This is a genomic window from Acinetobacter sp. (assembly GCF_041919735.1).
Lineage (GTDB): Bacteria > Pseudomonadota > Gammaproteobacteria > Pseudomonadales > Moraxellaceae > Acinetobacter.
Map to the genome: position 1 here is coordinate 40,964 of NZ_JAYRTF010000019.1, position 12,307 is coordinate 53,270.

12 protein-coding genes are annotated in these 12,307 nt (G+C 49.1%); 10 read left to right on the top strand and 2 right to left on the bottom strand.

Features of this window, described 5'->3' with window-relative positions:
• Positions 1–155 precede the first annotated feature (155 nt).
• Both ACE3T3_RS11735 and ACE3T3_RS11740 read left to right on the top strand, forming a co-directional pair.
• Positions 156–1,667, top strand: a complete 1,512-nt coding sequence (locus ACE3T3_RS11735; protein WP_374667138.1) for an aldehyde dehydrogenase family protein — start codon at positions 156–158, stop codon at positions 1,665–1,667.
• 272 nt (positions 1,668–1,939) lie between these two features.
• Positions 1,940–2,839, top strand: coding sequence for a LysR family transcriptional regulator (locus tag ACE3T3_RS11740; RefSeq protein WP_374667140.1), 900 nt, complete (start codon positions 1,940–1,942; stop codon positions 2,837–2,839).
• Between the two features lie 185 nt (positions 2,840–3,024).
• Here ACE3T3_RS11740 and ACE3T3_RS11745 read toward each other — a convergent pair whose 3' ends face one another.
• On the bottom strand, positions 3,025–3,630 hold the full coding sequence (locus ACE3T3_RS11745; protein ID WP_374667172.1) for a 2-hydroxychromene-2-carboxylate isomerase: 606 nt from the start codon (positions 3,628–3,630) through the stop codon (positions 3,025–3,027).
• Between the two features lie 57 nt (positions 3,631–3,687).
• Positions 3,688–4,434 (bottom strand): SDR family oxidoreductase, encoded by a 747-nt coding sequence (locus ACE3T3_RS11750; protein WP_374667142.1) that lies wholly within the window; start codon positions 4,432–4,434, stop codon positions 3,688–3,690.
• Between the two features lie 108 nt (positions 4,435–4,542).
• On the opposite strand from ACE3T3_RS11750, the gene ACE3T3_RS11755 reads away from it, so the two are divergent.
• From ACE3T3_RS11755 to glmS, 8 genes are all read left to right on the top strand, one after another.
• A complete protein-coding gene (locus ACE3T3_RS11755) occupies positions 4,543–5,133 on the top strand; it encodes a TetR/AcrR family transcriptional regulator (RefSeq protein ID WP_374667144.1) in 591 nt (196 codons plus the stop codon).
• A 297-nt stretch (positions 5,134–5,430) separates the two neighbouring features.
• Positions 5,431–6,552, top strand: coding sequence for a bifunctional 3,4-dihydroxy-2-butanone-4-phosphate synthase/GTP cyclohydrolase II (gene ribBA, locus ACE3T3_RS11760; protein WP_374667146.1), 1,122 nt, complete (start codon positions 5,431–5,433; stop codon positions 6,550–6,552).
• Between the two features lie 11 nt (positions 6,553–6,563).
• Positions 6,564–7,034, top strand: coding sequence for a 6,7-dimethyl-8-ribityllumazine synthase (gene ribE, locus ACE3T3_RS11765; protein WP_374667148.1), 471 nt, complete (start codon positions 6,564–6,566; stop codon positions 7,032–7,034).
• Positions 7,035–7,038: 4 nt separating this feature from the next.
• Complete coding sequence (gene nusB, locus ACE3T3_RS11770; RefSeq protein ID WP_374667150.1) at positions 7,039–7,488, top strand: transcription antitermination factor NusB; 450 nt, start codon at positions 7,039–7,041, stop codon at positions 7,486–7,488.
• Positions 7,489–7,511: 23 nt separating this feature from the next.
• Positions 7,512–8,429 (top strand): thiamine-phosphate kinase, encoded by a 918-nt coding sequence (gene thiL / locus ACE3T3_RS11775; protein WP_374667152.1) that lies wholly within the window; start codon positions 7,512–7,514, stop codon positions 8,427–8,429.
• Entirely contained in the window at positions 8,407–8,928 is a 522-nt protein-coding gene (locus ACE3T3_RS11780; protein ID WP_374667154.1) for a phosphatidylglycerophosphatase A, read from the top strand. Before thiL ends, ACE3T3_RS11780 begins: the two co-directional genes overlap by 23 nt.
• Positions 8,929–8,949: 21 nt before the next feature.
• A complete protein-coding gene (gene glmU / locus ACE3T3_RS11785; RefSeq protein WP_374667156.1) occupies positions 8,950–10,314 on the top strand; it encodes a bifunctional UDP-N-acetylglucosamine diphosphorylase/glucosamine-1-phosphate N-acetyltransferase GlmU in 1,365 nt (454 codons plus the stop codon).
• 12 nt (positions 10,315–10,326) lie between these two features.
• Positions 10,327–12,165, top strand: a complete 1,839-nt coding sequence (glmS, locus tag ACE3T3_RS11790) for a glutamine--fructose-6-phosphate transaminase (isomerizing) (protein WP_374667158.1) — start codon at positions 10,327–10,329, stop codon at positions 12,163–12,165.
• Positions 12,166–12,307: the final 142 nt, after the last annotated feature.

The window sequence follows — 12,307 nt, forward strand, 5'->3', positions numbered from 1 at the left end:
TGTAACCATTTGTCTGAAGGTTGTAAACCGCCATTCAACCAACCTTTTTCCAACCTTATATTAGATATGCTAGTTAAATAATGTACAAAAGTACCTTATACCAAAGCAGTAAGCTTTGGGACTAAGAACACCATAATAAGCAAAGGAATATACATATGCGTTACGTCGATCCTAATCAACCCGGTTCAAAAGTCCAATTTAAATCTCAATACGAAAACTTTATTGGCGGCAAATGGGTCGCGCCAGTAAAGGGCGAATACTTTGACAACATCTCTCCGGTGGACGGCAAAGCATTCACTAAGATTCCCCGCTCGTCCGCTGAAGATATTGAGCTGGCGCTGGATGCAGCCCATGCAGCCAAAGCCGCCTGGAACAGCTCATCACCCACTGTGCGCTCCAATATCCTGCTGAAAATTGCCGACCGCCTCGAAGCTAATCTAGAACTGCTCGCTGTGGCGGAAACTTGGGACAACGGCAAACCCGTCCGTGAAACCTTGGCTGCAGACATTCCGCTGGCCATTGATCATTTCCGCTACTTTGCCGGCTGCATCCGCGCGCAGGAAGGCGGCATTTCAGAAATTGATGAAGATACTATAGCCTACCACTTCCACGAGCCTTTGGGTGTAGTTGGCCAAATTATTCCATGGAACTTCCCGATCCTCATGGCGACATGGAAGCTGGCGCCGGCGCTGGCGGCAGGCAACTGCATTGTGCTCAAACCGGCAGAGCAAACGCCTGCCAGCATTTTAGTCCTTGCTGAATTGATTCAGGATATTTTACCGCCAGGCGTACTGAATATCGTCAATGGCTATGGTGTTGAAGTCGGCCGCCCATTGGCGACCAATCCGCGTATCGCAAAAATCGCGTTTACCGGCTCAACATCTGTCGGCCAGATGATCATGCAGTACGCCACTGAAAATATCATTCCAGTGACGCTGGAATTGGGCGGCAAATCACCGAATATCTTCTTTGAAGATATTATGGACAAAGAGGATGACTACCTCGATAAAGCGCTGGAAGGTTTTGCCATGTTTGCGCTGAACCAAGGTGAAATCTGCACTTGCCCTTCACGCGCCTTGGTGCAGGAGAGCATTGCAGATAAATTCCTTGAGATGGCGGTAGAACGCGTAAAACGCATTAAAACCGGCCACCCGCTGGATACTGAAACCATGATTGGCGCGCAGGCGTCACAGGAACAGCAGGATAAAATTCTGGGCTGTATCGCCACTGGTAAAAATGAAGGCGCTCAGCTGATCACCGGCGGTGATCCGCGCAATGAAGTGGGTTCAGGCTTCTATATCGAGCCGACCATTTTCAAAGGCACCAATGACATGAAGATTTTCCAGGAGGAAATCTTTGGCCCAGTGCTATCGGTTGCGACCTTTAAAGACTTTGACGATGCCATCAGAATCGCCAATGACACCATTTACGGCCTAGGCGCTGGGGTTTGGTCACGTTCTGCGCATACGTCTTACCGTGCAGGCCGCGCCATTCAAGCGGGCCGCGTATGGACCAACTGCTACCACATCTACCCTGCGCATGCGGCATTCGGCGGCTATAAGAAATCAGGCATCGGCCGTGAAAACCACAAAATGATGCTTGATCATTATCAGCAAACCAAAAACCTATTGGTGAGCTACTCAACCAAGGCGATGGGCTTCTTCTAATTTTTCATTTGCCCAGCATCACAAAAAAAGCGGACACAGGTCCGCTTTTTTATTCACTGTCAATTCATTCACTGAGTTCGGCCGATTCTGAAAACCGGCCGAATTTAAAAAAATCACACTGCTGCGCCGCTAAGCACAGCGCAATCAATAGCAGCCAAACCGCTAAAAGCTGACGCATGCTGAAACCTTCCTGAATATTCAGCTTTCAACATAGGCAAAATAAACGATCTAATCTAATATCAAATTTATAGCTATCCATCTCATTTTAAGATATGAAAACCCTCAAGCAGTTTCAATATTTCATCGCCATCGTCGAACACGGCAGTTTCACCGCCGCATCAGAACAGCTGTTCATTGCGCAATCGGCCCTAAGCCGGCAGATTAAAATGCTGGAAGAAGAGATAGGATTCAGTTTATTTGACCGCACGGATAAGAAAGTCCAGCTGACGGCAGCCGGTTTGTCTTTTTATCAAAAGCTGAAAATGCATTTATTGCATATTGAGCATTCCATAGAGGCCGCGCACAGCATTGCGCATGGACACGGGCGCTGCCTGCAGCTGGCGCATTCCAGCAGCATCGTGATGGATCCGCTGAAAATTCAATCCCTGAATGCACTGTGCCAGAAATATGCGCTTGAAATTGAAATCCATACGGTCTCCTCGGAACAGCAAGTCGAAGCCGTGCTGAATGGCAGCATTGATCTGGGCATGATCCGCCCGCCAGTGCTTCGCAGCCTGCAGGATGTGCGCTGCGCCGAACTGTATGCCCAGCCGCTGCATGCGGCCGTACATCAGGATGATCCTTGCTTCCTGCACAAAGACTGCGCCGATATTGCCGAATTCAGCGGAAAGCATTTTGTTTCCACACCGCATGCAGAGCGCGGCGGTTTAAGTTATTTAGCCGCAAATTTATGCATTAATCATGGATTTTATCCGCAGAATTCATCCATCCGCTCGCGCAAGGCGTCCCAGTTGGCGCTGGTTGCAGCGGGCCTTGGCATTTGCATTGTGCCGGAAGAGTTCCGCAGCCTGCTTCCCTCTGCAGTAAAGCTGATAGCGCTCAATCCCTCTCCGCCGCTTTCCAAAGTTTGCTTGATTTGGAATAAAGATGCCGATGCGGTGGTGCAGCAAGCCGCCGCTGAACTGCAGAACAGTTTCGCCTGCCGCCCATAAATTGACAGTTTTTAGCCCAGCACGCTCACGGAAGCGCAATCCTTTTGGCAGCTGTCCGCTCTTGCTGAGAGCCTATTTGCCCTGGCAGCAGGGCGATAACAGCTGAATCCTGCCTCATCTTAAGACAGATCTGCAGGCATAGCCTTGCATTGGATCAGCTTTCATTTTACTCACTCGATTGGCCGTCAAACATGCACCGCAGATGCGCTCAATGCCGATTCAATAAAATGCAGATGATCTACGCCCCAATACAGCTCATCACCCACAAACCAGCTCGGTGCGCCGAATACACCGCGGTCAATGGCTTCTTGCGTGATCACTTTCAGCTCGGACTTCACTTTTTCATCGTCCAGCCATGCCTGCACTTGCGCCGCATCCAAACCCAGCTCCTGCACCAGCGTCATGAATTCAGCCGCATCATTTAAATTGCTCGGATGGCCAAACATCGCATCAAACAGTGCAGTCAGAACCGGCAGGAAATGTTCCGGCTGAAACAGTTGCACTGCCGTGACTAGGCGCATCAGCTGCAAGGTATTGATGGGAAAATAGGGATTCATTTGCACAGGAATGCTCCACAACTTTGACCAGCGCTGCAGGTCAATCATGGAATAGCGCGCCTTGGCCGGCACGGCCATCGGGCTGCTGTTGCCTGTGGCTTTAAAGACCCCTCCCAAGAGCATCGGTTTCCAAATGATTTCTGCCTGACGCTGCGCAGCAATATGCTGTATGCGGTGGAATCCCAAGAAACTGTAGGGGCTGCCCAAATCAAAATAAAACTCGATCACTTTCATCATTCACTTCCTGTATTTTTCTCAAATCTTTTCTTGTTGTTCGTTCGCAAAAGCCTATTACCAATGCTCCATCCATGGTCTCAGGTCTAATTCATGCGTCCACGCATCCCGCGACTGCTGCGCCAAATGCCAGTAATTTTCAGCAATATGCGCAGGGTTCAATATGCCATCCTGCGGTTTTTTTGCATACAGCTCAGGAAATGTATCTTTAATAAAATCGGTATCAATGGCGCCATCCACCACCACATGCGCGACATGGATATTCCGCGGCCCCAGTTCACGCGCCATGCTTTGCGCCAAGGCCCGCAGCGCATGCTTGGCTCCAGCAAAAGCCGCAAAATACGATGCGCCGCGCAGGCCAGCCGTTGCGCCGGTAAAAATGATCGTGCCGCGCTCACGTGCAACCATGCGCTTGGCGACTTCACGGCCGGTTAAAAACGCCCCGAAGCAGGCCATTTCCCAAATTTTAAAATACTTGCGTGCCGTCTCTTCCAAAATGCTGCAAGGCACATTGGCGCCAATGTTAAACACCATGACTTCAATCGAGCCAATGTCTGCTTCGATCCGCTCAATCAGCTCAATCACCTGCGCTTCTTTGCGCGCATCGGAGGCAAAACCATATGCCATCCCGCCCTGCTGCTGAATCTCTTCAATCAAGGGCTGCAATTTATCTGCACTGCGCCGCGTCATGCAGGCAATATAGCCGCCGCGGGCAAAACGCTTGGCAATTTCTCCGCCTGTTGCGTCGCCTGCGCCGATCACCAAAGCCACTCTCGGCGCTGTCTTACTGTGCTGCTGTTCCATGCGCTGACTCCACTGCCATCTTTATATTTATAAAATAACGACCGTTATCATAACGAATACTATGTTATAATTTCCAACAGGTCAATCAATGAAAAGGCTTGCTCCCAAATGCGCTATCCAGCGGGATATAAACAGCAAAAACGTCAAGAACTGCTGCAGATCAGCGGCCAGCTGGCCAAACAGCAGGGCTTTGTCGCAACAGGCGTTGACAGCTTCATGCAGGCTGCCGGCATGACCAGCGGCGCATTTTATTCTCATTTTTCATCGAAACAGGAACTGTTCAAAGCGCTGATTGAGACTGAATTGCAGCAAAGTTTTGCGCATTGGCAAAACAATCCGCATCACAGCGCAGCCGAATGGATTGACTTTGAACTGGAACGCTATTTGACGCTGTCCCATCTCAAGCATCCCGATCAAGGCTGTGTACTGCCGGCCTTGGCGGCTGAAATTGGCCGTGCCGATCATGACATTCAGCAGGCCTATCAGCAGGAACTGATGCGCGGCCATGCGCTTTTCGCAGCGCATCTCGGCAGTGAAGAAAAAGCCTGGGCCATGCTGTGCCAGCTGGTGGGCGCAATCTTGATCGCCCGCGCCATGCCGGACCCTGCCGTGCAACAGCTGATTTTAACCGCCAATAAATCGGTGATGCGGGACTATCTCAACGCGCAGGCTGCAGAAAATAGCGCCGAAAAGGTCTAAACAGCAATAAATGCAGGAATTTTCATATTTGGCATCTGCAGCGCAGAAAGGCTGTTTTTCAGGCCTTGGCAATAGAACCTCATCCTTTTTCATGCTTTTCAATCGTTTAAAGATTGCGCAGATGAGCTGCTTTTTGAAATGCTGCTGACTTTAAAAGTCCGCTCGGACTGTGTATAACAATGAACCTGCAAAGGAAAATGATAAGCATAGGCAAAGTACGCAAAAAAACGTTAGACTATGCAGCAATCTATATAAATTTAATGTCTTCACAGAAGACGGAAAAGAAGGTGAAGGCTGATGCCGCTCAATACAGTTGAAGAGCTCGTCGCAGATATTCGTGCAGGCAAGATGGTCATCCTGATGGATGATGAAGATCGTGAAAATGAAGGTGATTTAGTCATCGCAGCGACTCATGTCCGCCCAGAAGACATTAACTTCATGATTACCCATGCCCGCGGCCTGGTGTGCTTGACCTTGAGCCGTGAGCGCTGTGAACAGCTGAAGCTGCCGCTGATGGTCGATGCCAATGGCGCACAGCATGGCACAAATTTCACCTTGTCGATTGAAGCGGCCAACGGCATTTCAACAGGCATTTCACCTGCTGAACGCGCGCATACCATTCTGACTGCCGTGGCCGCGCATGCCAAACCTGCTGATATTGTGCAGCCGGGCCATATTTTCCCGTTGATGGCGCAGCCCGGCGGCGTATTGCACCGTGCAGGCCATACCGAAGCGGGATGTGACTTGTCACGCTTGGCCGGCTTAGAGCCGGCATCGGTGATTTGCGAAATCATCAATGAAGACGGCACCATGGCGCGCCGTCCGGATCTTGAAGTTTTTGCTGAAAAGCATGGTCTAAAAATCGGCACCATTGCCGACCTGATTCACTACCGCATGACCAATGAACAAACGGTTGAGCGGATTGATCAGCAAACGCTGGACACGGAATACGGCACTTTTGAACTCTTCCGTTACCGTGAAATCGGCAACCCGGATATTCACTTAGCCTTGGTTAAAGGCGAACCGAAGCAAGGCGTGACCACGGTGCGTGTGCACGGTTTCAGTCCTGCGCGTGATTTGCTGAAAATCCGCAAGCAAGACGGTGAACCGGCATGGAACCTGGACAAAGCGCTGAAAGAAATCGCCAGCAGCGACCGCGGCGTTTTAGTCTGGATCGGCCAGCGCCATTTGCAGGACTTAGGGCCTGCACTGGAAAGCCTGGCTGCGCCAAAACCGGCAAAATCCAGCGCTGCGCTTTCGCAGCAGTACCAAACCATCGGGGTTGGCGCACAAATTTTACGTGACTTAGGCGTGGAAAAAATGAAGCTGCTCAGCTCACCATTACGCTTTAACGCATTATCAGGCTTTAACTTAGAAGTGGTGGAATATGTCGCCGCTCATCAAACATCAGAGAAATAATCGAGGTTGCTATGGCAGTTCGCCGTATTGAAGGTATGTTACATCTCGCGAGCGAAGGCCGTTACGCGATTTTAGTCGGCCGTTTTAACAGCTTTGTTGTTGAACATCTGCTGGACGGCGCAATTGATACATTGCAACGTCATGGCGTATCAGAGGATAATATCACTGTTGTTCATGCACCAGGCGCATGGGAACTGCCAGTGGTAGCTAAAAAATTAGCTGAAACTGAACGTTTTGACGCGGTGATTGCGCTTGGCGCGGTAATCCGCGGCAGCACGCCTCACTTCGATTTTGTTGCCGGCGAATGCGCTAAGGGTTTGGGCGTTGTTGGCCTGAACACTGGCCTGCCGGTGATTAACGGTGTATTGACTACGGACAGCATTGAACAAGCGATTGAACGCTCGGGTACAAAAGCAGGCAATAAAGGCAGCGAAGCTGCATTGACTGCAATTGAAATGGTTAACTTGTTAAAGGCTATTTAACGCTATGTCGCAAACACTTCAAGCAACTTATGCAGCAAAACGCAAAGCACGCCGTTTTGCTGTGCAAGGAATTTATGAATGGCAGATGAGCCACAATCCAGTGCATGAGATTGAAGCGCGCACACGCGTGGAAAATGCCATGCATAAAGTGGATCTCAGCTATTATCATGAATTGTTGACTCAAGTGGTTGCCAATCATGAAGCATTGGATGCGCTCTTAATCCCTGTGCTGGACCGCGAACTTTCTGCGCTGGACGGCGTAGAGCTGGCGGCGCTTCGCCTAGGCGCGTATGAATTGAAAGAGCATCTGGAAATTCCATACCGTGTGGTTTTGGATGAAGCGATAGAACTGGCTAAACACTTTGGCGGTGCAGACAGCCATAAATACATCAATGGTGTATTGGACCGTTTAGCCACTTCCCTGCGTGCAGCAGAAAAACAGCAAGCAAACTGATTCTTTAAAGTTGATTTGCTGCTATGGCTGAGTTCTCGATCATCGACACCTATTTCAACCGCAAGAATGCAAATTCGGTCGATCTAGGCGTTGGAGATGACTCAGCCCTGCTCACCCCTCCGCCGCATCAGCAATTGGTGATCTGCGCCGATACTTCGGTGGCAGGAAGGCACTTCCCTCTCGATACGGATCCGCATGCCATCGGCTGGAAATCCGTTGCAGTCAACCTGTCCGACATTGCCGCCATGGGCGCAAAACCGCACAGCATTTTACTGGCCTTGAGCTTACCCCAAATTGATCATGCTTGGCTGAAAGGCTTCAGTCAGGGCTTATATGACTGCTGTGATCAATTTGGCGTGAGTTTAATCGGCGGCGATACCACGCAAAGCCCGCATCTGACCATTACCGTCACGGCGCTGGGCTGGATCGAATCCGGCCAAGCCATCACCCGCTCAGGCGCCCAAGTCGGCGACCTGATTTGCGTCAGCGGCACCGTTGGCGATGCGGCTTACGGCCTGCAGCATTTGGGCCATCCGCTGCAAAAGCGCTTAGATTATCCAACTCCCCGCTGCCAGCTGGGTGAACAGCTGAAAGGCCTCGCCTCCAGCATGATTGATGTCTCAGATGGACTGGCGCAAGACCTCGGCCATATTCTACAGGCCTCACAGGTCGGTGCAGAAATTCATCTGGAAAACCTGCCTGTTTCTGCCGAAGTTGCAAAACTAGAACAAGAAAAAAAATGGCAACTGGCTTTAGCCGGTGGTGATGACTATGAATTATGCTTTACAATAAGCCCAAACAGCCATCAGCTGTTGATACAGCAAAAATTAGATGTAAATCTTACAATTATTGGACAAATTACCAAAAAATTGGGATTCACTTATTTACAGAATGGCGTAGATTGTTCCATTCCATTTCATGGGTATCAACATTTTGCATAAACCGGAAATTAACTTTAAGCAAATGCGCTGGCAAGACCGCTTCATTGTGTTTTGCGGTGTCGGTTTTGGCTCTGGGCTTGCACCCAAAGCGCCAGGCACCTTTGGCTCCGCCTTTGCCTTGCTGTTTATTCCGTTCTGGCTTGCAATTGGCTTTTTCAACGCCATCTTGGCCATAGTTTTCATGTCATTGATTGGCATTTATATCTGCGGGCAGACCGCCAAAGTCATGGGGGTTCATGATGATGGCCGCATTGTCTGGGATGAGTTTGCTGGACAATCCATCACGTTTTTACCTTTGATATATCTTGGAACAATGAATTGGCTCTGGGCGCTTATCGGGTTTGGCTTATTCCGCCTGTTCGATGTCTGGAAACCCTGGCCAATCAGCGTGATTGACCGCCAAGTCGGCGGCGGTTTCGGCATTATGCTGGACGATATCATTGCTGGCATTTGGGCCGCGCTCTGCATCTGCGTTTATTTTTATTTCACGTCTATATGATAAATACTCCTAGGATTTAACATGTCTACTAGCGTTATCATTCTCGCCGCTGGCAAAGGAACACGCATGCGTTCCAGCTTGCCCAAAGTTCTCCAGCCCTTAGCTGGCCGTCCTTTGCTTGGGCATGTAATTGAGACTGCAAAAAAACTCCAAGCCAATAATATTATTACGATTTATGGACATGGCGGAGACCGGGTTCAACAAGAATTCGCACAAGAAAATGTGCAGTGGGTCGAGCAGGCTGAACAGCTGGGCACAGGCCATGCGGTTAAAGTTACCCTGCCTGTTCTGCCGCAAGATGGGCAATCTTTAATTTTATCCGGCGATGTGCCATGCATTAGCCAAGCTACACTGCAAAAACTGCTGGATGCTGCGCAAAACACCGGCATTGCCCTCGTGACGCTGACGGTTGCCGATGCAACAGGCTATGGCCGCATTGTGCGCGAAAATGGCAAAATCCAAGCCATTGTCGAGCATAAAGATGCGTCTGAAGAACAGCGTAAAATCAAAGAATTCAACACCGGTATTTATTGCGTCAGCAATGCCAAACTGCATAAATGGCTGCCGCAATTATCCAATGACAATGCGCAAGGCGAATATTATCTGACCGATATCGTAGCGATGGCGATTGCCGATGGTCTAGAAGTGGCCTCTGTAGAGCCTGAACGCGCTTTTGAAGTAGAAGGCGTGAATGACCGTGCGCAGCTGGCGGCGCTGGAACGTGAATTCCAAGCCTATCAAGCCAAATTACTGATGCAGCAAGGCGTGCATTTAATTGATCCAAGCCGCTTTGATCTGCGCGGACAGCTGACAGCCGGCACAGATGTGTGTATCGACATTAATGTGATTATCGAAGGCCACTGCGAATTCGGCGATCACGTTGAAATCGGTGCGGGCTGTGTCATTAAAAATACCAAAATCGCCGCGGGCACCAAAGTGCAGCCCTACAGTGTATTTGACAGCGCCATCGTCGGTGAAAATACGCAGATTGGCCCATTTTCACGTTTGCGCCCTGGCGCCAAACTGGCAGATGAAGTGCATATCGGCAACTTCGTTGAAGTTAAAAATTCGACCATTGGCCTAGGCTCTAAAGCCAATCATTTCACTTATTTAGGTGATGCCGAAGTCGGCGCAGGTTCCAACATCGGTGCAGGCACCATTACTTGCAATTATGACGGCGCCAACAAATTCAAAACCATTATTGGCGATGCCGCCTTTATTGGATCCAACAGCTCGCTGGTTGCACCTGTTCAAATCGGCAACGGCGCGACTGTCGGCGCCGGTTCAACCATTACCCGTGATGTTGCAGATAACTGTTTAGCCGTAGAACGCTCTAAACAATTTGTCAAAGAAGATTATCCGCGTCCGCAAAAGATGAAGAAATAAGAGGGTTTTACTATGTGTGGTATTGTCGGCGGCATTGCTGAACGCAGCATTACAAATATTTTAATTGAAGGCCTAAAACGCCTTGAATACCGCGGTTATGATTCTGCTGGCTTAGCCCTGATCAACGCAGGTCAGGTGCTTCGCGAGCGCCGTGTCGGTAAGGTCGCGAACCTTGAACAAGCCGTAAATGAATCACATATTGCCGGTTCTTTAGGAATTGCGCACACCCGCTGGGCAACTCACGGCAAACCGACTGAAAATAATGCTCATCCGCATATTTCAGGCAATGTCGCTGTTGTTCATAACGGGATTATTGAAAATTACCAAGAGCTGAAAGATGATCTGGAAGCTTTAGGCTACGTGTTCACCTCACAGACCGATACAGAAGTGGTTGCGCATTTGGTCAATGATGCGCTGAAATCAACACCAAGCCTGCTGGAAGCGGTGAAACAGGTGGTGCCGCAATTAAAAGGCGCTTATGCCCTAGGCATCATTCATACCGATCATCCAGATGAATTGATCACTGTGCGTGAAGGTTCACCTTTGGTGATTGGTGTCGGCATTGGTGAAAACTTTATCAGCTCAGATCAGCTTGCATTGCTGCCGATTACCAACCGTTTTATTTATCTTGAAGAAGGCGACATTGCGCGCCTGACCCGCACCAGCATTGAAGTGTTTGTCGATGGCAAGCGTGTTGAACGTCCAGTCAAAGAGCTGGATGCAACCGTCAGCAACGCATCGAAAGGCGAATATAAGCACTATATGCTCAAAGAAATTTATGAGCAGCCTGAAGCGATTAAGCAAACCATTTCTCAAGCCTTAAATAGCAATACGCTGCGTGAAGATTTTCTGACTGCTGCCGTTGAAGATTTTTCTAAAATCCAGCAAGTTCAGATTATTGCCTGCGGCACCAGCTACCATGCCGGCATGATTGCAAAATACTGGTTTGAGCAATTGGTCGATGTGCCTTGCCAAGTCGAAATTGCCAGCGAATTCCGTTATCGCTCACCGGTGATTGTCAACAACACATTATATGTGTGTATTTCTCAATCTGGTGAAACCGCCGATACTTTAGCTGCGCTACGTGATACACAAAAACGTGCAGCAGCGAAAAACTTAAACATCACCACAATGACGATTTGTAACGTTGCAACATCATCGATGGTGCGCGAAACTAATCACAGCTTGTTAACCCTTGCAGGCCCTGAAATTGGCGTGGCATCGACCAAAGCATTTACCACACAGCTTGCTGCACTGATGTTGTTGGTACTTAAAATTGGCCAAATCAAACATACTATTGCTGATACCCAAATTTCTGAAATTGTGGCTGAACTTTGGCACACACCAAAAGTTATTCTAGATACGCTGCAAAATAATGCTGAAATTTTGCGTTTATCAGAACTGTTTGTAGAAAAAAATCACTGCCTGTTCTTAGGCCGTGGTACAGAGTTCCCAATTGCGCTTGAAGGTGCATTGAAGCTGAAAGAAATTTCGTATATTCATGCCGAAGGCTATGCGGCGGGTGAGCTTAAACACGGTCCATTGGCCCTTGTCGACAATGACATGCCGGTAGTAATTTTGGCGCCGCAAGATGACATGCTGGATAAACTCAAATCCAATATGGAAGAAGTTCAGGCACGCGGCGGTGAACTGTTTGTCTTTGCGGATGAAAATAGCGGCATTAAAGCCAAAGACCGCCAGCATGTGGTTTATGTACCGAGTGTGAATGAAATTTTAGCCCCGATTGTTTACAGCATTCCGGTACAGCTGCTCTCCTACCATGTCGCAGTTCTGCGTGGTACGGATGTCGATCAGCCACGTAACTTGGCCAAATCGGTAACGGTAGAATAATTTTTCGATAAAAGGCTGGAATTGTGGTCAGACAAAATAGTTATTAACTATACAAAACAGTTGCTAACTATGACATTAAAGTTATTAACTACACAAAATAGTTGTTAACTATAAAAAGCCCAAGTATACTGATTAAAAAGTA